The following is a 23,980-nucleotide window of genomic DNA, read 5'->3' as shown; positions in this document are numbered from 1 at the left end:
TATTGGATGGTCATACCGAGTTTCATTGGGGATTGCTAGCTGTGAATCTCCTCTTGGTACTGCTGCTTGTCTTTCTAAATGGTGTATTTGTGGCCGCAGAATTTTCGCTGGTCAAAATGCGCCAATCCCGATTGACGCAGCTCCAAAGCGAGGGTCATCGCCTGGCAGGCTATGCGCTGAAGGTGAACCAAAAGTTGGATGCTTATCTGTCCGCCACCCAATTAGGCATTACGCTGGCTTCATTGGGCTTGGGTTGGATTGGAGAGCCAGCAATATCCGGCTACCTGATAGAGCCACTCATGCACAAACTCGGTGTAACTGACGGTACACTGATTACAACGGTATCTGTTATCGTCGGATTTTGCGTAATTACCTTTTTGCATATCGTATTGGGGGAACTGGCGCCAAAGTCCTTAGCGATTCAGAAGACCGAAGGTGTGGCGTTGTTTTTATCGGCGCCTTTGCTGCTTTTTTATAAGGTCTTTCTGCCTGTGATCTGGGTATTGAATGCTGCGGCAAACTTGCTGTTGCGCGCATTCGGCATTCAGCCGGCTAGTGAAGCCGAAGCGGCTCATTCGGAGGAAGAGATTCGTATATTGATGAATCAGAGCGCCAAAAGCGGTGTGATTGATAAGGACGAAATTAAGCTGATGGATAATATTTTTGATTTTTCCGACTTGCTTGCCCGTGAAATCATGCTGCCGCGTACAGATATGGATTGTTTATATACGAATTTGTCGTTTAAGGAAAATCTCAAGATCATCAGCGAGACCAAGCATTCCCGCTACCCGGTGGCGGTTGAGGATAAAGACCAGATTATCGGTTTTGTCCATATTACAGATCTTCTGCTAGCTGAGCAGGGAGATCAATTGGATCTGGCTTCGGTGGTACGTCCTATTTTGAATGTGCCGGAGTCCATGGAAGTGAGTCACGTGCTACGCCTTATGCAGAAAAAACATTCCCAAATGACTCTCGTGGTAGATGAGTACGGCGGAACGGCCGGGCTGCTGACAGCGGAGGAAATTTTGGAGGAAATCGTCGGGGATCTCTATGATGAATTTGAGGATGAACGCCCGAGTGTGGAAATGAAGGAGAACTTCATCTCTGTGGACGGTCGTATGCTCATTGAGGATGTCAATGATTTAACTGGAGTGAACATTGAAGATGACGAGGTGGATTCCATCGGGGGATGGCTGTTCAAGGAATTGGAGGGCATTCCGGTGAAAGGGAAGAGAATTGAGTTTTATAACCTTACCTTTGAGGTGGAGGAAGCAACAAGGCTTCGCATAATGAGAGTGAAGATTCACCGCAAGCCTGAGCCTGTGATTGAAGATTAGCTTTCAGGTATGTAAGTTATTATAGAGTGCTGAAGAAAGAGCTTTTAGATCCACGTACCGTGGTTTTAAAGGCTCTTTTTTGATTAGAAATAGTTCTATGGTTATTTTCTTGAACAATTATTTTTATCTGTGATTTTTTGTTCGAGACTTGGGCGATGCGGCATATGTTGAATAGTAAAACAGATGGATCAATCAAAGGAGGTTCCGGCCCGTGAAATTTCCACAGCAAGGTGAGTATGCCCCGTTTGTCGGCCCATTCGATCCGTGTCCGCCCGTTCTGTGTAAGACTTATGTGCTTCCGCCAAACTTGTTTATACAATTTCAGCCCCCTGGTCTACCACAATTCAGTCCAGATGAGGCACTGACGAAGGGAACGCTATGGCCTTTGCTTTACAGCCCTTATGAGCCTAGGAGAAACCAGGGGGGAGGCGAATAGAATGGAGAATCCAAATCAGGGTCAGTCCCCATTCCAATTCCAGCAGCAAAATCAGCATGAGAGCGGGCAGCAACAGCCGAATCCATATCAAAGCCCTTATTCAAATCCGTATCCATACCAGAACCAGTATCAGAACCAAACTCAGGGCTATAGTCAAGCCGGAAACCCGGCCCAAGGCTACACGCCCCAAACCAAGCCAGTTGATGCTCAGTTTTATGCGTTGCTGGAGAAGCTCCAAGCGGTGGATTTTGTGTTGGTGGAGCTGAATTTGTATCTGGATACGCACCCAGATGATTTACAGGCTATCGAACAGTTCAATAAGCTGACGCAGGAAAGAACGGCGATTGCTAACGAGTATCAGATGCTATATGGGCCTTTACAAAATTTTGGCCGTGCTTATTCCAAGTATCCTTGGGAGTGGAGTCAATCCCCTTGGCCGTGGCAGGTCTAGGTAGGTATAACCTTTTATAAAGGAGGAACATGAATGTGGGTATATGAGAAAAAACTGCAATATCCCGTACGTGTCAGCAAATGTGATCCTCATATGGCCAAACTGCTTATGGAGCAGTATGGTGGAGCGGATGGCGAGCTGGCAGCGGCATTGCGCTATCTGAATCAGCGCTATACGATTCCCGATAAGGTAATTGGCGTACTGAACGACATAGGCACGGAGGAATTTGCGCATCTCGAGATGATTGCGACTATGATCTATAAGCTGACCAAGGATGCGAGCGTGGAGCAAATGAAGGCAGCTGGGCTAGGGGAATATTACGCGGCGCACGATCATGCGCTATATTATCAAAACGCCGGCGGTGTTCCTTTTACGGCGGCCTATATTCAAGCCAAAGGGGACCCGATTGCCGATCTATATGAGGACATAGCGGCAGAGGAAAAGGCTCGAGCTACATATCAGTGGCTGATTGATCTGACAGACGATGTGGATTTGCAGGATAGTCTGAAGTTTCTGCGTGAACGTGAAGTGATTCATTCGCTGCGTTTCCGTGAGTCAGTGGAAATTTTGAAGGGGGAAAGAGACCGGAAGAAAGTGTTCTGAGAAAGTTTTATACCATCAACGGTTTAAATTGTTAGCTTGTTCTATATATTATTACAAATAGGAAAGGCCATCTGCAAGCCTCAAGTGCAGGTGGCCCTTTTTTATTTTTTTTACATTCACCTATCCCCTAATATTAATGGCTTGGAACAATAGATTTTTTGGACGTCTAGACTAGAAACTGTGTTTTAATACAAAGCAGAGGATAGCCTTCCTCAATATTTAAATAGGCAGCCACATCAAAGGAGAAAATTCCATAACCACCGACAGAAAACTTATTTCTGTTCTAGCTGTGCAAAATACTGCTCGTTGTATAAGACGCTTGGATGAGTAGGATGGTGCAACAGAGCTATGCGATGATGCGATTTTGCCTTTTCAATGTCGCCGATTCGGTCGTAACACAGGCATAATTGCAAGTGTGGAAACCAGGTATAGTACGACGAATTGGTTAAGGCCATCACATCTTGTGGGGGCTCAATCAGCGTCGCCTGACGAAGCCAATATATGGCTTGAGTATACTGCTCATCTTCAATGAACAAATTGCCAAAGGCACAGCAGAACTGGGCGCGTGGTACATCGAGGTTGAGTGTGCGAAGCAGTGCCATACGCTGCTCCTGTTTTTGACCCTGGTGAGCGTAGCAATCTGCTAGCTTAAAGCAAGCAGCAATCCGATCCTCAATCCATCCTTGATTGAGCCCCAGGTAGTGTTCGTACTGCTGGATGGCTTCTAGTATGCGTCCGTTATCATATAGTTCATTAGCGAAGTAATAGTGATCTCGCTCAGAAAATGCAGTGCCTTTCTCCCGGTGCTGGAGATAAATATGTAAATTACGGTCAGTGTAGGCACGTGTCTTTTTATGAGTCACTGCCATATTGCTGTGAAAGGTGCTGCCAGTCACATTCAGGAATTCGTGCACAAAGCCGATCCATCTGAATCTACGATCACGCCGCACAATTCGGTTTCTTTTGAGCTTATGCAGCGGCTGCCCCTGTTCATCTACAGATAGCACATAATCCATCGTAATGCTGTCATACGAGACGGTGGCTTGTTTTTTCCAGTCGAGAAATGCCAGTCGATCTTGCTCCTCTAGGATGTCATCAGCATCCAGCCAAAATTGATATTCCTGTGTTGCCTGATCAAACGCATAATTGCGGGCTGCGGAGAAATCATCGCACCATTCAAAATTGTATACCCGAGCATTGAACGATGCAGCGACCTCTTGGGTTCTGTCGGTAGAACCAGTATCAACGATAATGATTTCATCTACTAGGTCATGGACTGATTTCAGACAGGTATGAAGGGCTTCTTCTTCATTTTTGACAATCATACATAAGCTGACAGTTACCATGCTCTTTGTCCCCCCAAAAAACTTGGTATAATCTCCATTTTATTAGGATAGCTTGCTCATTATGTAGTAATTCCTATGGATCGTTTAGAGGATGTGTGATGATCATAAATTCAATCTTGCTCTAATAAATTAGAAAATCAAAGTCTGATATGAAGAGGAGGAGATTGTGCAAAATTCGATATTATCAAGTGCGACCGGGAAATAAATTTGATGGCTAAATGTAGTTAGAAAACCGGTAACAGAAAAAAAGGCAGTTAACTGGAGGGTAAGATTGTATTTTTGTATTGATGTCGTTTTCATTGATATTTCCAGGTGTAAGTCCATTCATACCACGCTCACTCCCATATCGCTTGGCCGCAATTACGGTATGTCTTAGGACATGGAGGGAGAACGGTTTATGAGGCTTCTACCTGATGGAGGCGTTGAATCATGCGTATACTAATCGGTAGCCCGGTGCACCAGAAGCCGGAAATATTGTCTTTATTTCTTCAAGCTTTGGAGCGACTGGAGGCACCTGATGTGCTGCCGGATTATTTATTTGTCGATGATAATGACAATCCGACTTCAAGCCAATGGCTTGCCGATTTTTCCAATCGGCTGCCGGGCAGGGTTTTACCCTTGTTGACAGGCTCACAGCAAGTAGAGAACCGAAGTGATGAGCACACTCATTATTGGCCGCCTGCCCTCGTCTGGAAAGTGGCTGGCTTTAAAAATCGTCTTATTGATTATGCACTTCAGCATAATTATGACGCGCTGTTTTTGGTCGATTCTGACCTGATTCTCCATTCCCGTACCTTATGTAAGCTGGTGGAGGCGGAGAAGGATATTGTATCTGAGATTTTCTGGACACGCTGGCAGCCGGAGGGGCCTCTATTGCCTCAGGTGTGGGTTAGTGATGAATATAATTTGTTCCATCGTGAAGAAGGCGAAGTGTTGTCGGCAGAGGAGAGAGCGCAACGCGAGTTGCATTTCATACACCAATTGCATGTTCCTGGTTTGTACGAGGTGGGTGGTCTAGGCGCTTGCACCCTAATCCGCAGACGTGCACTGGAAGCAGGGATTCACTTTGGTAAAATCAAAAACGTTTCCTATTGGGGAGAAGATCGACATTTCTGTATTCGGGCAGCTGCATATGGATTTCCACTTTTTGTGGATACACACTATCCGGCGATGCATCTGTACCGGGAAGCGGACCGAATGAAAGCAGAGCAGCTACTATTCGCCCTAAAGTATTTTACAACGAGTGGTGTTCATACGGACCCTTCAGAACATTTAGCATATCTGGATCACTCCGATACTTCTACTAATTCTCCTGCCTTCAATCGTTCTGCATCATCAAGTCCCTCTAAGTTCCCTGAACCTCCTGTTATACCGTATGATCTCCGTGAGTCAGCTGTCTTTGCCAAGTACACTGCAGATTCTTTTACTGTACCACAAACATTCTCTGGTCCACGACAAAGTGAACTTCATACGCCACCTGTCACCAAACCCAAATTGACGCTGACTATGACGGTATACAATGAGGCAGATCGCAAGCTCATTGACGTGCTGCGGAGTCATCGGGAATATATTGATGAAGCGGTCATTATTGATGATGGCAGTCAGGATGATAGCGGAGAGTTGTGCCGTGAGATCCTAAAGGGAATCCCACTGCGTTTAATACGCAATGAAACAGCTTCTTTTACCAATGAATTAGAGCTGCGTAAGCAGCAGTGGAGAGAGACGTTGGCTTCCTCTCCCGAATGGATATTAAACATGGACGCTGACGAAATGTTTGAATCCCGTTTTGCTCAAGGGGTACATTCGTTGTTAGCGGGAACGAAAGCCGATACGATTTGTTTCAGGTTGTTTGATATGTGGTCTCCCACGCATTACCGCGATGATGATTATTGGCAGGCTCATCGGTATTACCGTCCTTTTTTGTATCGATATAAGGAAGAGTTCTCTTATAAATGGAAGGAGCAGTCCTTGCACTGTGGGAGATTTCCCGAAAATGTGCTTGACCTTCCCAGTGAAATCAGCAACTACCGCATCCAGCATTGGGGATGGTATACACCTGCTATTCGCATGGCCAAATTTCAGCGTTACCAGTTGCTTGATCCAAGTGCTCGTTATGGCTGGAAAGAGCAATATGAATCTATTTTGGACCCGAACCCCCGACTCACGCTCTGGGTGAATCAGGACAACATAAATGTAGAAGAAAAAACTGCACCAGAATATGAAGCTGCCCACCAGGTAAACGACATGGATGTTGCCGAGATTTCGAGTGTCCAGGTTATTGATAATTCCGATCTGCAAATAAAAAGTGAAACCAAGGACTTACTTTATAGTAAATGCAAACTGTGTGGCTCATCTGACACGGCAGTATTTCATAGCTATGAACGCTTTACCTTGATGGGATGCGGTTCCTGCGGATTGGTTTTTCGTAATGATGTGGATCATATACAGCCTGAAGATATGATTGCAGAGATTTATAATGCCAAATGGGTTGCTATGCGGGATAGTGCAGCAGCATCAACTTATGGAGATCATGCCCTTTTTGGACTCATGCTGCTGGATATGTTCAGTACCGGTAAAGGGAAATTGCTTGAGATTGGATCAGGTACCGGAGAATTTATCCATGCTGCCCTTCAAGCCGGCTGGGATGCAGTGGGCATTGAACCTTCCATAGACTCGCGTGCTTACGCCAAATACAAATATGACGTGGATTTATTGCCGGGTTACTGGGGCGATGAAGCCGAAGAAGATACTCAAACCCAAGAAGCACATGAAATACAGGAATTGAATGAAGTAGAAGAAGCCGAAGAAGATACTGATTTACCACTGGATCACAAATACGAGGCCGTAGCATGCTGGCATGTGCTGGAGCATATTGCGGACCCAGTTGCATTTTTGACAGATTTACGCGAACAGCTTCAACCTGACGGGACGATCTATATTACGGTGCCCAACAAAAATTCGTTCACCAATGAGGCTTATGGCGTTTACTCGCCTTTATTTACGGAGGAAGATCATTTGTATCATTATTCTGAGCATACGCTTGCGCTCTTACTGGCAAAGTCCGGCTTGCGCCCGGTGGCTTTGTTCACCCGCCAGCTTCCCTCTGGTTTAGATGCCTTGCTGCAAGCCCATCCTTTGTACGGTGAGCTTACCCTTACGGAGCAAAGGGCATTGTTGGCCAAACTTCAAGGCGAGAAACGGGGTCATGAACTGTGCTGTGTCGCAAAGGTAATTTAGTCATCCCCAAAAGGAGGCAGTATCCATGAACATGTCTGATCCGTATCTGTCTCGCTTTTTTGTATATTCTGACCCCAACTCCTCCAACATGATTTACAGACTCCCCCAAAGCTGGTGGAGTCGCCCCTATGAGTATGAGTGGTGTCTCCAATTTATGTCTGGGCAAGATACAGTACTGGACGCAGCATGTGGAATCCCTCATCCATTCAAATTTGAGTTGGCCCGCCGTTGCGCTCAGGTCTATGCCTGCGACCTGGATATACGGATCGTTTCCGTGGATGCCATTTTGGCCGAGGTGCGGCGGGATATCGGAGAGGAGGCTGCCGAGCGCATTCAGGAGATTTTACCAGTTCGTCTCCACTCCGCACATGCCAATCTGACGGCTCTCCCCTATGAGGATGCCAGTTTTGACAAAATTGTATGTATCTCGGTACTGGAGCATTTAACGCCTGATGAATCTTTGGCAGCCTTACGTGAATTTCACCGGACTTTACGGGATGACGGAATGCTTCTGCTGACGTTTGATTATCCTACAGTGGACTTATCAGCGATGGAGCAATGGATAGAGCAGGCGGGATTTTCGTATTGGAATGGTGTGGATATCAAGCTTCCACGGGGTGCTTTACACACGGTTATGTGGGGCGGTCTGCATTGTTTTAGGACTGTTTTAAAAAAATATAAGAGTTAGCGGTATGCGCAATGAGGTTTACACGGACCTCTCTTATTGCTTATCATGAGAGGGGTTAGAGTTGTAAACCTACATAGGAAAGGAATGACTGATAACTACATGAACAATGCACCTGTGTTGAAGAAACCTGAGGCTATGGTATTTGATATGGACGGTACACTTTTTCAGACGGAGACGCTATTGCTTCCTGCGTACCACAAGCTGTTTGATACGCTGCGCGCTGAAGGGCTTTATGAAGGAGAGACTCCTCCCGAGGAGCTTATTTTGAATAGTTTGGGTATGTTGCTGGATGAAATCTGGAGAAGAGTGATGCCGGAAGCCAGCGAAGCGGCCCACAGAAGAGCGGACGAGCTGCTGCTTCAGCTGGAGCTGGAGGGATTGAAGAGCGGAAGTCATGCCCTGTATCCACATGTAAAAGAAACACTCCAGTCCCTTCATGAGCAAGGTGTCCGATTGTTCGTAGCCAGTAACGGCCTGGAGGATTATGTAAAAGGGATCGCTGCTGCGTATGAAATGGTTCCCATTTTTGAAGGACTGTACAGCGCTGGGGAGTACAGCACGCTTTCCAAAGTGAATTTGCTGGAAATTCTGTTGAGCAAGCACGATATTTCGAATGTATGGATGGTAGGAGATCGCTCCTCAGATGTGGAAGCAGGCAAAAAGAACGGACAGACGGTGATCGGTTGTGCTTATGCTGGATTTGGCGTGAACGATGAATTGAAGGGGTCTGATGCGATTATTACGGACTTTACGCAACTGCTTACACTTTATAAAAACGCCGAGTAACTGTGAAACACAGGTTAATGGTTATAAATAGGCTTGACGTACCATATAAATAAAACATGCTAGCACTGTCGGGCAGACGAAAAAGAAAGGAAGGCAGCCACTTTACGCGGAGCCTTCCTTTGTCTTATTCTCAGTCTTACTCTCTGCTTTATCTTCTGTTTTATCTTCTGCTTTGTAGTCCGTCTGAGGCTTTGGATTAATTTGTGTGTGGTAGACCCACAAGGCATATTCCATGGGCTTGGCGATAGAACGGCGATAGGTATCTTTTTCTCCAATACGTGAAAATACCTCGCGGGCTGGTTTCGGGTTGACTTCCAGCACGTATATATGACCGTCCTTATTAATTGCCAAATCGAGCGCAAGCTCGCACAATGCCCCGTAGCTTTCCTCCAGATACGCAGCGATGTCCAGTCCGAGTTTTTCCCCCTGCTTGATGATTTTCTCTCTACGGCCCTCATCACGAATCCATTGCGTCAGCAATTGGTTCATCGGTACCGCCTTGCCTCCACCATGCAGGTTGGAAGTGACACTCCGATGTGCCCCGATTCGCCCGGCGCATCCGGTTAGCTCCCATACTCCTTGGCTATTTTTCTGCACCAGCATACGGTAATCATGGACCCTGCCATTGGGCAACTGCACAGGAATGCCTTCCTGAACAATGTAGTTATCCATGTTCCAGCTGCTCAGACGCGGCTCCAGACGGTCTAGACGTACCCGCTGCTGGGGAATAATATGGCGTTTGCGATTGCGGCCTTCAATCAGATACAGGCCCCCTTGCTTGTTAACAGGCTCAATACGTAAAATGCCGCGTCCTCCCGTACCGTTAATCGGCTTGAGGTACACTAATGAATTCTGTTTGAGCATCCGTTTTACACTATGAAATCCATTGAACAGCTCTGTTGCAGGCAAATGGGGGCGAAAGGCAGACCTTCTCGCAAGCTGCTGATGAATGACCCACTTGTTACTCAGCGGTCGGTTTAAATATACAAGGTCTGTATACTGCGATCGAAACTGCTTCAACTGACGATATCGTTCACTGCGCTGTACTCGGCAACGGTCGAAAATCATATCTGGGAACTCTCGCCACTTTCGGCTCCATTTTCCGCTGTGTGGATCATAGATTTGGGCAAGGAGCAGCCTGCGATCCTTATGGACATCTGCTGGAGTGAATACATACATATCCAGTCCCAGTCTTTTCCCTTCTGCAATCATGCGCTCATATATATCACGTTCCTCCAATTGCTTCTTGTTATTTAAATACAAGGTCATGATGCCTAGGACAGGTTTTGGCACAGCATTCCACCTTCCTCTGCCGTCTGCTTATCTTGGGATAACTCCCCGTGAAATATCAGCGTGGGTTTCCCGGTCGGTCCAGTCGTCATTTCATGCGCAACCAGTCCAGCACGGAAACAGGTTTTGAGACTGGCCATATTGTCGGCGGCTACGCTGCACGTCAGACGGCGCAGCTGTTTGAGCTGGGCGGACAGCAGTCTAGCGCCCAGTCTGCGGCCCCGGTAAAGCGGACGAACAATTACGATGCAAGCATCCTTCCCGTAATTCAGAGCGAGGGAAAATCCCGCAATCCGCAGCCCCTTCTCCGTGCGCACATATGCGCACAGGAGAGAGGAACCAGGGGTGTTCAATTGCTCCGGCGTCAAAACAGCCAACTGCCGCAGAGCATTACGAGTAATGCGCATGCCCCCTGAGCTGCGGGCCAGAAACAGTAACTGTCGTCGTCTCAGCAGCCAGCTCCGGGCAGGCAAATGTTGAACATCGCTAATTTGCGGCATGATTCCACTTCCTTGATCATGATTTCATTCGTCCGGCCAAAAAGGAGCTGTACTGGAATATGCGTCTAAGCGACTTTTGGCGGATTTCCGGCTCGTCAAATTTCATCGGTTTGGCATTGGCCTCAAAAAACCAGAGGGTTCCGAGCGTATCCACGCCCAAATCCATGGACATTTCGCCATGAGAAAGACCGGATGCGCGTTCAATCTGACGTGCAATCTGTATGGCCGTACTTTTAACTTTGTTCAGTAGATCCGTGCTGTCTTCAGGCCCAAACAGTGAGGACAGTAGCTTGAACGGGTCCTCTACACTCCCGCCACGCGGGACATGTGTGGTAATGCTCCCTTTACCCGCCAGTCTGGCACCGACCCCGGTTATACTCCAGGAGCCACGGATATTTTTTTGTACCAGGATACGCAGGTCGAAGGGTTTTTTCTGATAAGTTGCCAGATCGATACCCTGTTGAATGATATAAGGCGAGTTGCCCGCTTCCCGGCGGATACGTCCCCACAGCCGGGATAGCGATACAGATCTGTAGGTTACACTTTTTTTGTCATGCTGAATGGTCAGTCTGTAAGCCATTAGATGTTCTGGGCGGAATTTAAGAATCATAATCCCTTTTCCGGCCTTACCGTTTTCCGGTTTGAGATACAGGTATGGATACGCAGACAGCATTTTTCCTAAGGAAGACAGGTTGCTTAACCGTTTGGTTGCCGGAACAAGCTGACGAGTGGTTTCCGAGGTACGCAACCACTTGAACAGTTCCCATTTGTTAAAAAAGCCTGGATTGTACAGCTCAATGTCTGAAGCATGTGAAATTTCATCCAACTTTGTGCGCACAGAGGTTTTAAGTTCATAATTACGATTGGGGATGCGATTATAAATGACCTGTGGAGGTGGAAAATTCTGTTCCTCCCACGTCTGTAAACTCTTGTTGAAAACGTAGCCCTTAACCGTTTCGTCTGCCAGTTTCAGGTCCCTGACGGTAACAATGTACACCTGATAGCCCATCCGTGTTCCCGTTTCAAGAATATCCCTGAAATTGCGCTGATTGCCCTTGAAGAATTGTTCTTCGTCGTGCACTGTCAATACAGCAACGACTGGCTTATGCTCCGCCCGGGTATTCATAGTTCCTCTTTTCTGCGGAATTTACTGAGGTAAAGACAGTGGTCCAAAATATGCTCCACGGATGCTTTACCCTCCGCACGCAACGATGGATGCTGAAAAATGGATCGGCCTGGCTTGGAGTTGGCTTCAAACATCCATACCTTTTCATCCTGATCAATACCCAGATCAAAGCCGATTTCACCCAGTAGATGCTGGTGATGGTATTCAATGGCTTCTGCGAGCGTAACTGCTACGTTCTTGGCACGCTGGAGCACTTCACCTGCCCGGTCTCCGAATACCCGGTTTAACGCCTGTTCAGGTGTCATAAGGGAGCCACCGTTTTTGATGTGGGTCGTGACACTGCCGCGTCCGGCTTTTTTGGCTCCAATGCCGACGACGACCCATTGATTATTTCCATTTTTATGCATGTGAAATCGGAAATCAATCGGGCAATTGTCAATCTCGATCAGCTGGATACCCTGTTGAATGACGTAACCCTTTAACATCTGTCCCTGATTGGAGTGAAGCATCCTGAGCATGGAGTTAAAAGAGGCGAATTTTAGCAATACATTGCTATTTTTCTTACGGTACCTCACAAAATAGCCTTGTTTGGGAACATGGGACAGACGGTAGATTCCTTTACCGAGGCTGCCTCCACTTGGCTTGTAATAAGCAAATTGATGTCGCTCCAACATACCTCGGATACGTTCAGAGCTGGGATTCATATATGATTCAGGGACATAGCGGTTAACATCTGGGTTATTCTCCAGCAGATTATAAATATCGGACTTATTGAAAAAGCTCCAGTTAAAAAAGGGAATTCGTCTGCGGGAAAAGCGTTCGCGTAGTTGATTGATCGCCGGGGAAAAATCAGAGCGTCGGCTCGGCAAACGATTATAAATTACGTCCGGCAGAGGTACAAGTTTACGTGTGAATTCCCCGCTGGAAGACAGAAAATAGCCGTTAATCGTATCATTTTGCCAGTTAATATCCCGAGGGGTGAAGGCGAAAATATAAGATTTTTTGCTGCCTTCCTTCAGCAGTTGCTTAATAAAGCCTGTGCGTGATCCGAAAGGGCGAGTGGTGGAGTTGGTACCGTCAGACAGCACGCCAATCAACGGCCCTAGCTGTATATCCCCATCCAGATTTCGCAAATAGATGGCCCCGCTTTTGGGAACACGGATTGCATTACGTAAGCCGGAGGTCAAGTATAGATGGCGTCCCGCCTTCTGAATGGGTTTTACTGTAGCGGGAATCTGATCCTTACCGAGCCGCAGACGTACGGACTTGGCTCCGGATAATTTAAGGCTTTTCAACAAGGAAGTGGATATATACGCCACCTTGTCGGGCTGCTGTGAGAAATGCACATTGCAATGCGTTAAACTCATCTGTTTATCCTCCTATACCGTATGTTCAAGGGAGGCGCCCGCGCCCTTTGGCCCTGTCGCTTTGGAATGGGTCATTAAATATCGAGCATATTCGAGCGGGCGGTTGACCGACTGGAAAGCGCACTCGGGCTGACGGGTCTGAAAAAAGGAGGCCCGGCCAGGTCGGGAATTAACCTCCAATAGCCAGATGTTCCCGCTCCGGTCAATACCGTAATCAATTCCCAACTCGCCAAGGCGGCCATAACGTTCCTCCAGCGCCCTGGTAATGGTCAAGGACAGCGCCATCATCTGCCCGATGATGAGACGCGTGGTGTCCGCGCCAAATTGTTCACGAAGGTAAGGCTCAGCTGGATGGGCTTCGCCCCCACCGTGAAGATTAGAAGTCAGAGTTCCTTGTCTGCCTTCTCTTACGGCAAAGCCCGTCAGGCGCCAATAGCCGTTGCCATCCTTTTGCATGAGTGCGCGAACATCAAAGGGATGATTGCTTTGGCTTGTTAATTTCAAATAAGGCTGCACGATATAAGCGCGTTTGTGTGCAATTCCGTGGACCCATGACAATCCTGCATCCAATTCGGAAAACAAGCGCCGGAACGGGCGGTTACGGGAGTCTCTACCCTGTACAAGTAGTCCCTGGCCTCCTTCTGCCAGCCGGAGATACAGTGTGCTCTTGCCATGTGTTCCGGTCTGTGGCTTCATAAACAGCTCCGAATGGCGTCGTAGCCATTCCACAAGCTGGATCGTGTCCCGGTATGGCGCCGTAGGCGGCACAAAGGGACGCACTTTATCTACCGTATGCAAAGCGCGATACACCTGCCATTTGCCAGGTAAGTTACGCGACCAGTAGATGAGCTTGCGCGATTTTTGCTCCGCCATATCTTCCAGTGTGCGCCTGACATTCTGGCTCTCGTGAGCATGGAGACAGCGGTTATACACAATATCCGGCAACGGAAAGCGGCCGGATGTCCATACTCCTTTACGGTAAACATAACCTCGTATGGAGTGATCTTCAAATGAAACTCCTTCGGCGGTAAACGCCATTACGCTAAGACCAGAGCGCCTGCCCAACAGACTTAGCCTGCGGCAAAAATCGGCTTCAGTAATAGGGGGAGTGGCAGCCTGATTCCGGCTAACAAGCACGCCCAGCGTGCCTGGCACAACAAGAGACACCGACAACAGCTCCTTTGACAGCCAGACTCTGGAAGAGGTGAATTCATTTGAAGCCGGCTGAATAACAGCAGTATTCAATCATTTTTTTTACGGACGGGCGAGTTTTCTGATCATTTAACGGCGTGTTGTCATTCTTCGATGGCTTCGAATTGACCTCCAGCAACCAGATGCGCCCCGTGCTGTCTATTGCCAGATCTATACCAAATTCTGCGAAATGGGCGGGAATCGCTTTTTCTACTCCGCTTGCGATATCCAGTGCTGCTGTTTTGAGAGAGGTATGCCCATTCGATTTAACGGTTGCGGGCAGCGTGGTTTTGGCAAGTGCTTCCTTGACTGTACTCAGCGTGCCGCCTCTTGCCAGATTGGACACAAAGTGGCTGCCTCCGGCGATCCGGGCGACAATGGATGTTACGGTCCAAGTCCCGGACGAATTTTTCTGTACAAGCGCACGAAAGTCGACCGGACGCTTACCGTGATCAATCAAGGTAAGTCCCTGTTGGAGTTGAAAGCGTGTTGTTTTCATTTTTCCCGCTAAGCTTTTGTACAGTTTATCGACGTTGGCATACATTTGCTTGCGGGGTGTGCCCGCTGTTGTGGATAGCACCGAAAAGGTACCATCCGTTTGTTTGTTAATGCGCATTATGCCTTTACCTAGGCTTCCGCGCACTGGCTTGAGAAAAACAGCGGGATACTGGTTGCACATTTTTTTGAAAACAGCAAAGGTTTGCAGCAAGTGGGACTCGGGTAAATACTTGCGCAGGGAAGAATTTGATTTAAGCGCATCAAATACTTCATTTTTATCCAGAAACTTTTCGTTAAAAATGGTTGTGCCGTACTGCGATTTTACTTCTTTCATGAAATGCTGTACGCTAGTTCTGTTCTCGAGTTTACGGGAGGTAAGACGATTATTGACGACATCGCCGGCGGGCATGACCGTCTTTTTCCAGCCTCCGTCATACACCCATCCCTGAACTCGCCCGGGCTGACTTCCGATATGCTCCGGGGTGAAAAAATACACATATGCTCCTTGTCTGCGGCATTCCCCGACTAGTTCACGGCAGAACAGGGTGATCGGCCCGAAAGGCTTGTCGGGCTGTTCGGGATAGTCCCGACTGACCAGCACGCTAATAAGTGGGCCCACTCGAAGTGTCCGGCGACCTCGGCTGTAGGTTACTCGCAGATCACAATTGGCATGAAGCCCCATTTTTCGGGCTAGCACGCTTCCCACACGTAGGCCGCTGTAGCGGGGCACCGATATGACGGTAACCTCTTGGCGGAACGAACCGAAGGCGAGCTGAACGGGGTGGCCAGCGGATATTTTCCATTTGCGAAGCAGGGACTCGCCGACCATGAGTACGTCATCCTGCAAGATGCCCGATCCGATGATTTGAATCGTTGTTTTTTTGATGGACATCGTGGATCTCCTTCCGGGCAGCAACTTGATGTCTTGAAAGTAACGGGAAACGTGAATGGGCTGTAATAGCACTGATTCATCATATGAGGACATATATCCCTTGGTGATTGACGGACAATGTGAAATGTTGACACTAAACTTGTATTGGAGGAATAAACAATCATGAACATCTATGACAAAGCCCATGATTTAGCGAAAGCATTGAAGGAAAGCAAAGAGGTAGAGGAAATTACGTCAGCGATGAAGCTGATCGAAACCGATCCAGAAGCTAAGAAAATGCTCGACGATTTCCGTGAACGCCAAATGGAAGTACAGCAACGCATGATGAGCGGCGATATGCCAGCACAGGAAGAGATGGAAAAGATGGAGAAGCTGTTTGAGGTACTTAGCTTGAACCTCAACATCCGTCGCCTGTTCGACGCTGAACGTCGCCTGAGCGTGATTATTGAGGACGTTAACAAGATTATTGCAGACAGCCTTCAACATTTGTACGGTTCATCTCTGTAAGTTTGTCTCATATTCCTTCCTGTCCTCTCATAGACTAGATACATAGAGTCACAGGGAGAGGAAGGGATACGATTGGGTTCTTTCAAAAAATGGAAACACGGTTTGTACACACTCATTGCATTGGCTATGGTTTTGATCGCGTTACCACGCATCTCGCTTGCAGGCGGTTTGAACTGGGTCAACGGCTTTGGAATGGTATGGGTACTTTTTGCGCTGCTAGTCATCGGAGCAAACATGCATTTTTTGCTGGGTGTGGATGAGGAAAAGCGCAAAACGCTGGAGCGTGTGCGACGGGCCAAAATGCAGCAGTGGCAGATGAAATGGGATAAAAAAGCTGACAAAGGCAGCATGTAGTGAGTTTTTTCAGCTTGTCCTGGGCTTGTCTCCCAGATGACAAATCAATCATAGTAAGAAGCGATCCCTTGTAAAAGAGGGGATCGCTTTTTTTGCTATTTGCGAAGCGGAGAAGTCAAAATGAACAAGGGTCTAAAATATAGGGATATTGTGCTATAATAGATACAGAATGATACAGATTGAACGTTGGGGGTGTAACAGAGTTGGACGGGCTAGATGAAACAGTTACGAAGCATGAGCAGCTATTGCGACATATCGAGCAGTTGAAAATAGGCTCCAAAATTTCTGTGCGCAGGTTGGCTAAAGAAATGAGTGTCAGCGAAGGAACGGCCTATCGGGCCGTGAAAGAAGCCGAGAACCTGGGAATCGTCATTACCAAGGAACGGATCGGAACAGTACGAGTGGAGAAGCGACCGCGCGGCTTGTCCGAGCAGCTGACCTTTGCAGATGTCGTAAATATTGTAGAGGGACATGTGCTGGGCGGAAGTGAGGGGCTGGAGAAGCCCTTGCACAAGTATGTGATCGGAGCGATGCGCGAGGAAGCTATGGCCCGTTATATTGACGCAGGTAGTTTGCTAATCGTAGGTAACCGTGAGGATGCGCATTCACTTGCATTGGAGCAGGGGGCAGGTGTGCTGATTACAGGGGGCTTCGGTACGAGCCGAGAGGTTAAGCAGCTCGCAGATCAGATTAGTCTGCCGATTATTTCCTCACGCCATGATACTTTTACAGTGGCATCTATGATTAATAGAGCCATATTTGACCGCTTGATCAAAAAGAAAATTATGCTGATTGAAGACATTGCGGCAGGCAAACCGAAAACGTTGACCTTGAAAATCAACAGCACGCTTACCGAGTTTGAAGAACTTTCGGTGACGACCGGACATCATCATTTTGCAATAGTGGATGAATGGAATCGTTTAATTGGTATCGTCAGCCGCAAAGATGTGGAGGGGCTTCTACCTGAGCATACGATGGATAAATGTCTGATCCGCAATCCGATAACGGTCACCTACCAGACCTCGCTGGCTTCTGCCGCGCAAATGATGGCGTGGGAAGGTGTAGATTATTTGCCGGTCGTGGACCGTAACCGCAAGCTGCTTGGGTCCGTTACACGGCGTGAGGTGCTGGAGGCGCTGCGTAACGCCCAAAAGCAGCCACAACTTGGCGAGACGTTCGACCAGTTGATCTGGAACGGGTTTGCTGAAGAGCGTAATGAGGACGGATCGTTATTTTTTCGCGGTTTTATTATTCCGCAGATGGCGACCAATTTAGGTACGATCTCGGAAGGCGTACTGGTCAACGTGATGACACAAGCGGGCTACCGGGCAGCTAGAGACATGACCGGCAAGGATTATGTGCTGGACAATTTGACGACTTATTTTATTAGACCCGTACAGATAGAGGATGCTGTCGTTCTTCGTCCGTTGCTGCTCGAGCTGAGTCGCCGCACTTGCAAGCTAGAAATTGCAATTTCACGGGAAAACCATTTGGTATGCAAAGCAGTGATGACACTTCAATCCATTGAACATGGTTAGTCTACCTGTGGCTACCTATGAATCAGAGCAGGGTGTGAAGTCGAATAGATCGACTTAGTGGCTTTCAGGCAGTCTTTCTTTTGCTTCCAGCCAAATTTGCAGCACCCCTTCCATTACAAGCATCGTTTTGACCTGGATCGTATACTCCTTGTCACGAACGGTGTATTTTTTTTGGTGCAGCAACATACGTACCAGCTTGCTGTCAGAGTCAATTTCGAACATATCTCTGCCGCGCAGCACCTCCAGATCACGACTGACACGGCGAAGAAGTTCCTTCAGGTTGATAGAATCAATTTTTTCGGCCGAAGCTTCCTCCGCGATCAGCTTAATTTCTTTGACAACGGTTTGGCGCTTGCTGTATTTGCGCAATGTTTTGTTGTCTTCCTCGGCTTGCTGGAGCTGGAATTGAAGATCCTGGTTGTTCGTCCACAGCTGATTGAAGCTGGCATGCCAGATGGCATTGTAGATCATTCCTCCCGTAATCATACCGAGTACAAAGACAGAGGATAATTGCATAAAAGGGCGCAGGCGCTCAAAAGGGGGGACTCTCATAGTCGTTTCACCTCACGGTCGTCCGTTGCCGCATACCCACTTGACCAGCTCTGCACCCATATGAGCGCCTAAAAAGGCGAAAATCAAATACAATATCTGCTTAATGGCAGGTGACAAATTACCATCCAACATATTGCTTTCAATGACCCGGATCGGGTCCATCGTTCCCCCCACAGCGGCGGCAAGCGCCCATATTTTAATTCTTCCGGCAACCTCCAGCATCGTCTGGGTTGGCGGCTGAAGCGATACCACAGCTCCCATTCCGCCGAGCATGGCTCCCCCGAGCACGATGCCGAAGGCAATGAAGAAGTCGAGAATCGCTTTGGATATAAAAGTGCTCATGCTCTTTTCCTCCTAGGTATACGAATCAGGACCGCGCTTGTCCGCCGAGGTCTGTACTTTTATTCTATGGGCGCTACTAACGCGGATATGATAAAATAGTTTGAAGAAAATCAAGCGGTGAAAGGAAGAGAAGCGCATGAGTTCATTTGTGCATTTGCATGTTCATAGCGAGTACAGCCTGCTGGACGGCGCGGCTCGTACCGCGGAGTTGGTCAAACAGGCATCAGCTTACGGAATGAAGGCGCTGGCCCTTACAGACCACGGGGTTATGTACGGTGCCATTCCTTTTTATAGAGCGTGTGTAGAGAACGGCATTAAGCCGATTATCGGGTGTGAGGCCTATATGACGGCAGGATCGCGCAAGGAGCGTGGCAGCCGGAAGGATCAGCCCATATATCATTTGATTTTGCTCGCCAAAAATAAAACAGGCTATCAAAATCTGATGAAGTTGTGCTCCATCGGCCATTTGGAGGGCTTTCACTACAAGCCGCGCATCGACATGGAGGCTTTGGCTGCCCATCATGAAGGCATCATATGCCTGAGCGCTTGTTTGGGCGGTGAAGTGCCACAGCATTTACTGCATGGTCGGGAAGCCGAAGCACGACGAGCAGCGGAACGGTATCGTAACATTTTTGGCGATGATTTTTATCTGGAACTTCAGGACCATGGTCTTTCGGAGCAAAAACGTGTAAATCCTCTCTTGATCGCACTGGCGAAGGAACTGAATATTCCACTGGTGGCGACGAATGACGTGCATTACTTGACTGAGCCAGATGCAGACGTGCAAGACGTTCTGATCTGTATCGGGACAGGGAAGACAGTTGACGATGAGGAACGCTTGCGTATACCAACACGTCAGTTGTATCTGAAAAGTCAGGAGGATATGGCTCGTTTATTCCCGCATGTGGCAGAAGCCATCGCCAACACGGTGCGTATTGCTGAAAAATGCGAACTAGAGCTGGAATTCGGTCAATCCATTTTGCCTGAATATCGCCCGCTGCCGGAAGGAATGACCTCTTCGCCCTATTTACGCAATCTGTGCGTGCAAGGGCTGGAGCGTCGCTATGGAAGCGATCCCGGATGGGAGCAACCGGAGGAACGGGAAAGGCTGAACCAACGGCTAAACTATGAGTTGAATACCATTGACAGTATGGGTTTCAGCGATTATTTCCTGATTGTATGGGATTTTATTGCCTTCGCTCATAAGCATAAGATTGCAACGGGACCGGGGCGGGGTTCCTCAGCAGGCAGTTTGGTTGCCTATGTGCTTAACATCACGAATGTCGATCCGATGAAATACAACCTGCTCTTTGAACGGTTTCTGAATCCAGAACGAATTAGTATGCCAGATATAGATATTGATTTTAGTGATGAACGGCGTGACGAGGTTATCGACTATGTAGTACAGAAGTACGGAAATGAGCATGTAGCGCAAATTATTACCTTTGGAACGCTGGCGGCAAGAGCCGCTGTTCGTGATGTCGGTCGTGCATTGAACGTGCCGTATGGCGAGGTGGACAAGGCAGCCAAGCTGATTCCGGCGCAGTTAGGCATTAATATCCGTCATGCGCTGGAAATCACCCCGGAGCTAAAAACGCTATATGAAACGAAGCCCAAGACACGTGAACTGCTGGATATGGCGATCAAGGTTGAAGGAATGCCTCGTCATGCTTCGACACATGCAGCAGGTGTTGTCATTTCGCGGACTCCATTGACCGATGCGGTTCCGCTTCAAGAGGGGAGCGAAGGGGTTCCTTTGACGCAGTACTCGATGGAAAATCTAGAGCGCATTGGTTTGCTTAAAATGGATTTCCTTGGGTTGCGTACGCTCTCCATTATTGAACGGTGCATACACTGGATTGCGGAAGAGCATGGAGAAACGCCTGATTTTAATCGTATTCCCGATAACGATCCGCATACCTATGACTTGCTGGGCAAAGGAGATACAGGAGGCGTATTCCAGCTGGAGTCGGCCGGTGTACGCCGGGTACTCAAGGATTTGAAGCCGAGTGTATTCGAGGATATCATTTCTGTCCTGGCTTTGTATCGTCCGGGCCCGATGGGCTTTATTCCTAACTTTATACAGGCCAAGCATGGTCAAATTGAGGTTTCTTATCCGCATCCTGACCTGGAACCGATCTTAAAGGATACGTACGGTATTATTGTGTATCAGGAGCAAATCATGCAGATTGCTTCACGCATGGCGGGCTTTTCCCTGGGAGAAGCCGATCTGTTGCGCCGGGCTGTGTCCAAGAAAAAGCGCGAAGTGTTGGATCTGGAGCGCGGGCATTTTGTCGAAGGCAGTATCAAGCAGGGATACACGGAGGAGGAGGCCGGAAGGGTTTACGATATGATTGTCCGTTTTGCTGACTACGGCTTCCCGCGTGCTCATGCAGCTGCTTATGGTGTGCTAGCATTTCAGACGGCTTATCTAAAGGCCCATTATCCGGTGCAATTTATGGCTTCAATGCTGACAGCCGTGATGGGAAGTCATCGGAAAGTGGCTGAATATGTCGTCGAATGCCGTCGTATGGATATCGCAGTGTTGCCGCCTGATGTGAATGAGAGCGGAGTGTTGTTTACTCCTTTACAGCAGGGAGGCATCCGCTTCGGCCTAGCAGCGATTAAAAATGTCGGCACACAGGCGATGGAGAGCATTCTCGCTGTTCGCAAGGATCGGCCTTTCGACAGCCTGCTCGATTTTTGTCGACGTGTCGATTTGCGGGTATGTAATAAAAGAGTGATTGAATCGCTTATTCAGGCAGGAGCCTTTGATTCTTTGACGGGTCATCGGGCACAATTGCTTGCCATGCTGGATGAAACGGTCGATGCAGCCGTCAAGTGGCGCAAGGAACGGGATGACTTGCAAATTGATATGTTTGGTTTTGTGGAAATGCCCAATTGGGATATCGAATATCCCAATGTACCCAAATTCAGTGCCAGCCAGCAGTTAGAGCTGGAACGTGAACTACTGGGACTGTATTTATCCGGGCACCCGTTGGATGATTTTGAGTCGCTGTTGGAAAGCAGCGAGGCGGATCGTTTGATGGAACTGGGCGATGTGCCAGATGAAACGGTTGTTGTGACCGCAGGCATGGTAGTGTCACTCAAAACGATTACGACCAAGCAGGGTAAGGCCATGGCCTTCATTGAGCTGGAGGATCAGATTGAGCGCTGTGAGGTTGTGCTGTTTCCTGAGGTATGGAAGCGAAGCCAGCAGTGGATTGAAAAGGGAGCTTTGCTTACGCTTCGAGCCAAGATGCAGCAGCAGGACGAGCACTTCAAGCTCCTTGCGGATGAGACCGCCCCGCTGGCAGAAGACTCGCTGGCCCGGCTCCTCCAGCGCCGACGTGCCAGTACGCGCTCGTCCGCCGCTGGAACATCCGTGCCAGCTGCTGGCTCTGCTGCTGGCGGCCCGGGCGGGAGAGCGTCGCGCGTGTCGCCCCCGCCTTCGGCAGCCAATGCATCTGCTTCGCCTCAACCGAAGGCGGCTCGTCCCGTGGCGGCTGCTTCACCGCGTGGAGCTGAAACGGCTCGCGGTGAGCAGGTACCGCTCCCGCGCAGCTCGGAGTCGACCGTCCGTCAGCGGGTGTTTGTCAAAATCACCCGCCAGGCCGAGGAGGACGCCAGCTTGCTGGTCAGTCTCAAGGCACTGCTACAGGAGCATCCCGGTGCTATGCCTACCGTACTTTTTTATGAGAGCAACCAGCGTCTGCTGGCTTTGAGCGATGCTTACAGCATTAAGCCTTCTCCTCAGCTTTTTGATCAAATGGAGTCGATGTTGGGTGAAGGCACGGTGAAAGTCAAATGATAGGCACACAGCAAACCGCCCTTATTGTAACGGTTTAATGAACATTTTCCTTCCTTCCCGCATACACTTGGAAAACTGGCGAAACAGGAGATTCAACACGTCCCCTGCACCATAAGATCCCGTACGGTGAAAGAATAGAACTGCACGGTGAAAGCGGGAGGGAAATTATGTCCTATGAATATGCAGAAACTTTGTTAAATCGCAGAGGCATTCGTATCGAGTCCATTGCGGACATTGTTTTTCAGCTTCAGCTAAAATATTATCCTCATTTGACGATGGAAGAATGTATAGACAGTGTCAAAGCGGTTTTGCAAAAGCGTGAGGTTCAATATACGTTGCTCACAGGTATTGCGCTCGATGAGCTGGCCGAAAAAAAACTTCTCCCCCAGCCATTGCAAGCCATTATGGAGGCTGACGAACCGCTGTTCGGAGTGGACGAGACACTGGCTCTTGGAATTACGAGTGTGTACGGCATGATCGGCTTAACCAGTTTTGGTTATCTGGATAAGGAAAAGACGGGCATTATTGAACAACTGAACCAAAAAGGCAATGGTATTCATGTGTTTTTAGACGATCTTGTCGCCGGACTAGCTGCCGCTGCTTCTTCGCGCATTGCACATCGGAGCCTCCATGCCAAGCATTATCCTGCATCATTGGACGCTTAATTGACTTGTGTAGACAGAGTTGATGATTTTCTAGGCCCTCCGACGGAACTTGAATGATCAGGAGGGCTTTTGTTGCGGGAAAAAAGTAAGGTATGTTATCATGAGTCTATTATATGGGCTCAAAACTTGAGGCTTAGGGGGTAGAAACAAGGCATGTGGACGGTGATTTATATTGCACCGACGGCCAGACTGGCTGACATGATTAAGCTCAAACTGTCTGAAGAAGGTTTTATGGTGCAGGCCCGGGCCATCAGCGCGTCCAAGCAACAGTTTGAGATACTTGTGCCTTCGGGTGAAGTCGAAGAAATTCAGGAAGTGCTTAATTCGATTTTGCGCCCTTGAGTCCGGAACGGCGGAAGTGATACAGCAGCATGAGTGGAACAAAGGATGCACGATCGGCGGTAATGTTTTAGTAACAGGCGTTGACGTGTGTATGAACATAATGCTTAAAGGTGCCGCATAG

22 protein-coding genes are annotated in these 23,980 nt (G+C 48.4%); 13 read left to right on the top strand and 9 right to left on the bottom strand.

All coding sequences use genetic code 11. From position 1 onward, the window contains the following. Positions 1-2 precede the first annotated feature (2 nt). The 4 genes from WA407_RS06295 to WA407_RS06280 all read left to right on the top strand — a co-directional run bounded on the left by WA407_RS06295 (position 3) and on the right by WA407_RS06280 (position 2,827). On the top strand, positions 3-1,337 hold the full coding sequence (locus tag WA407_RS06295; protein WP_336076986.1) for a hemolysin family protein: 1,335 nt from the start codon (positions 3-5) through the stop codon (positions 1,335-1,337). A gap of 211 nt (positions 1,338-1,548) precedes the next feature. Beyond that, entirely contained in the window at positions 1,549-1,773 is a 225-nt protein-coding gene (locus WA407_RS06290; RefSeq protein WP_061831695.1) for a spore coat associated protein CotJA, read from the top strand. 1 nt (position 1,774) lies between these two features. Next, positions 1,775-2,224, top strand: coding sequence for a spore coat protein CotJB (locus WA407_RS06285; RefSeq protein ID WP_323873151.1), 450 nt, complete (start codon positions 1,775-1,777; stop codon positions 2,222-2,224). A gap of 33 nt (positions 2,225-2,257) precedes the next feature. Beyond that, positions 2,258-2,827: a manganese catalase family protein gene (locus WA407_RS06280; RefSeq protein ID WP_061831696.1), complete on the top strand. Its 570-nt coding sequence runs from the start codon at positions 2,258-2,260 to the stop codon at positions 2,825-2,827. 272 nt (positions 2,828-3,099) lie between these two features. Here the strand turns inward: WA407_RS06280 and WA407_RS06275 are convergent, their stop codons facing one another. Continuing rightward, positions 3,100-4,173 carry a glycosyltransferase gene (locus WA407_RS06275; RefSeq protein ID WP_336076985.1) on the bottom strand — a complete coding sequence of 358 codons (1,074 nt, stop codon included), beginning with the start codon at positions 4,171-4,173 and terminating at the stop codon, positions 3,100-3,102. Positions 4,174-4,602: 429 nt separating this feature from the next. Here WA407_RS06275 and WA407_RS06270 point away from each other — a divergent pair, with 429 nt between their 5' ends. From WA407_RS06270 to WA407_RS06260, 3 genes are all read left to right on the top strand, one after another. Beyond that, entirely contained in the window at positions 4,603-7,410 is a 2,808-nt protein-coding gene (locus tag WA407_RS06270; RefSeq protein ID WP_336076984.1) for a bifunctional glycosyltransferase/class I SAM-dependent methyltransferase, read from the top strand. A 25-nt stretch (positions 7,411-7,435) separates the two neighbouring features. Further along, positions 7,436-8,098: a class I SAM-dependent methyltransferase gene (locus WA407_RS06265; RefSeq protein ID WP_336076983.1), complete on the top strand. Its 663-nt coding sequence runs from the start codon at positions 7,436-7,438 to the stop codon at positions 8,096-8,098. An 84-nt stretch (positions 8,099-8,182) separates the two neighbouring features. Then, entirely contained in the window at positions 8,183-8,884 is a 702-nt protein-coding gene (locus tag WA407_RS06260) for an HAD hydrolase-like protein (protein WP_081112510.1), read from the top strand. A gap of 102 nt (positions 8,885-8,986) precedes the next feature. Here the strand turns inward: WA407_RS06260 and WA407_RS06255 are convergent, their stop codons facing one another. From WA407_RS06255 to WA407_RS06230, 6 genes are read right to left on the bottom strand one after another with little or no spacing between them, the layout of a single operon-like run. Continuing rightward, complete coding sequence (locus WA407_RS06255) at positions 8,987-10,177, bottom strand: YheC/YheD family endospore coat-associated protein (protein ID WP_250261858.1); 1,191 nt, start codon at positions 10,175-10,177, stop codon at positions 8,987-8,989. Then, positions 10,159-10,674 (bottom strand): GNAT family N-acetyltransferase, encoded by a 516-nt coding sequence (locus tag WA407_RS06250; protein WP_061831701.1) that lies wholly within the window; start codon positions 10,672-10,674, stop codon positions 10,159-10,161. Before WA407_RS06250 ends, WA407_RS06255 begins: the two co-directional genes overlap by 19 nt. 16 nt (positions 10,675-10,690) lie before the next feature. Continuing rightward, positions 10,691-11,800, bottom strand: a complete 1,110-nt coding sequence (locus WA407_RS06245; RefSeq protein WP_235307961.1) for a YheC/YheD family endospore coat-associated protein — start codon at positions 11,798-11,800, stop codon at positions 10,691-10,693. After that, positions 11,797-13,167: a YheC/YheD family endospore coat-associated protein gene (locus WA407_RS06240; RefSeq protein ID WP_235307962.1), complete on the bottom strand. Its 1,371-nt coding sequence runs from the start codon at positions 13,165-13,167 to the stop codon at positions 11,797-11,799. The genes WA407_RS06245 and WA407_RS06240 overlap by 4 nt, the downstream gene beginning before the upstream one ends. A gap of 12 nt (positions 13,168-13,179) precedes the next feature. Continuing rightward, positions 13,180-14,334, bottom strand: a complete 1,155-nt coding sequence (locus WA407_RS06235) for a YheC/YheD family endospore coat-associated protein (protein WP_254327777.1) — start codon at positions 14,332-14,334, stop codon at positions 13,180-13,182. 43 nt (positions 14,335-14,377) lie between these two features. Beyond that, entirely contained in the window at positions 14,378-15,748 is a 1,371-nt protein-coding gene (locus WA407_RS06230; RefSeq protein WP_254327778.1) for a YheC/YheD family endospore coat-associated protein, read from the bottom strand. Between the two features lie 162 nt (positions 15,749-15,910). Between WA407_RS06230 and WA407_RS06225 the strand changes: the two genes are divergently transcribed. From WA407_RS06225 to WA407_RS06215, 3 genes are all read left to right on the top strand, one after another. Next, positions 15,911-16,255: a YlbF family regulator gene (locus tag WA407_RS06225; protein ID WP_025685398.1), complete on the top strand. Its 345-nt coding sequence runs from the start codon at positions 15,911-15,913 to the stop codon at positions 16,253-16,255. A gap of 72 nt (positions 16,256-16,327) precedes the next feature. Next, a complete protein-coding gene (locus WA407_RS06220; protein WP_235307965.1) occupies positions 16,328-16,609 on the top strand; it encodes a hypothetical protein in 282 nt (93 codons plus the stop codon). Between the two features lie 203 nt (positions 16,610-16,812). After that, a complete protein-coding gene (locus WA407_RS06215; RefSeq protein WP_061831707.1) occupies positions 16,813-18,147 on the top strand; it encodes a DRTGG domain-containing protein in 1,335 nt (444 codons plus the stop codon). Positions 18,148-18,201: 54 nt separating this feature from the next. On the opposite strand, the gene WA407_RS06210 is transcribed toward WA407_RS06215, so the two are convergent. After that, positions 18,202-18,699 (bottom strand): hypothetical protein, encoded by a 498-nt coding sequence (locus WA407_RS06210; protein WP_061831708.1) that lies wholly within the window; start codon positions 18,697-18,699, stop codon positions 18,202-18,204. Positions 18,700-18,711: 12 nt separating this feature from the next. Then, the gene (locus WA407_RS06205; protein WP_013309582.1) at positions 18,712-19,041 is read right to left on the bottom strand and encodes a YtrH family sporulation protein; all 330 of its coding nucleotides are present in this window, start codon (positions 19,039-19,041) and stop codon (positions 18,712-18,714) included. Between the two features lie 136 nt (positions 19,042-19,177). On the opposite strand from WA407_RS06205, the gene WA407_RS06200 reads away from it, so the two are divergent. The 3 genes from WA407_RS06200 (at position 19,178) to WA407_RS06190 (ending at position 23,859) form a co-directional block, all read left to right on the top strand. Beyond that, on the top strand, positions 19,178-22,852 hold the full coding sequence (locus WA407_RS06200) for a DNA polymerase III subunit alpha (RefSeq protein ID WP_336076982.1): 3,675 nt from the start codon (positions 19,178-19,180) through the stop codon (positions 22,850-22,852). A gap of 167 nt (positions 22,853-23,019) precedes the next feature. Next, a complete protein-coding gene (locus tag WA407_RS06195) occupies positions 23,020-23,517 on the top strand; it encodes a phosphatidylglycerophosphatase A family protein (protein ID WP_336076981.1) in 498 nt (165 codons plus the stop codon). 153 nt (positions 23,518-23,670) lie between these two features. Next, positions 23,671-23,859, top strand: a complete 189-nt coding sequence (locus tag WA407_RS06190; RefSeq protein WP_013309585.1) for a hypothetical protein — start codon at positions 23,671-23,673, stop codon at positions 23,857-23,859. Positions 23,860-23,980: the final 121 nt, after the last annotated feature.

Source organism: Paenibacillus sp. 203, assembly GCF_037027525.1.
Lineage (GTDB): Bacteria > Bacillota > Bacilli > Paenibacillales > Paenibacillaceae > Paenibacillus > Paenibacillus polymyxa_B.
Note: the sequence above shows the minus strand (reverse complement) of the source record. Positions and strands in the feature narration are given on the sequence as shown.